The organism is Streptomyces hazeniae, from assembly GCF_031845485.1.
GTDB classification, from domain to species: Bacteria; Actinomycetota; Actinomycetes; order Streptomycetales; family Streptomycetaceae; genus Streptomyces; species Streptomyces hazeniae.
In genome coordinates, this window is the sequence record NZ_JAVREQ010000250.1 from 1 (window position 1) to 392 (window position 392).

Sequence of the window (392 nt, forward strand, 5' to 3'; positions counted from 1 at the left end):
GTCGGCGGCCGGATCAACCGAGGGTCAGTTGGTCATCCAACTCGGGACACACGTCGGCTTCACGACCCTCAATGTGGTGCGACGGCGATCCGCCGTCGAGGACATTCTCGTCTCAGGTGGCACCGCGGTGATCTGCACCGAGGACGAGGACCTGCGTGAACGCGTGGTCGCCATCGCGGGCGAGGGTGGCGTGGCCAAAGCCATTGACTGTGTCAGCGGTCAGGTGGGCGCGGACGTGTCGCGGGCACTGGCGCCGCACGGCGAGCTAGTCGTCTTCGGCGCCCTGTCCACGCACCGCCAGACCGACCCCGCCAAACTCACCATTCCGATTTTCGCGCGTTCGCTGATATACGAAACGAAGTCCGTTCGGGGATTCTGGCTGTTTCGCTGGT

The 392-nt window shown here is 64.8% G+C and carries 1 protein-coding gene; it reads left to right on the forward strand.

From position 1 onward, the window contains the following. On the forward strand, positions 1 to 392 hold a 392-nt coding region (locus tag RM572_RS29575), incomplete at both ends, for a zinc-binding dehydrogenase (protein WP_311676413.1).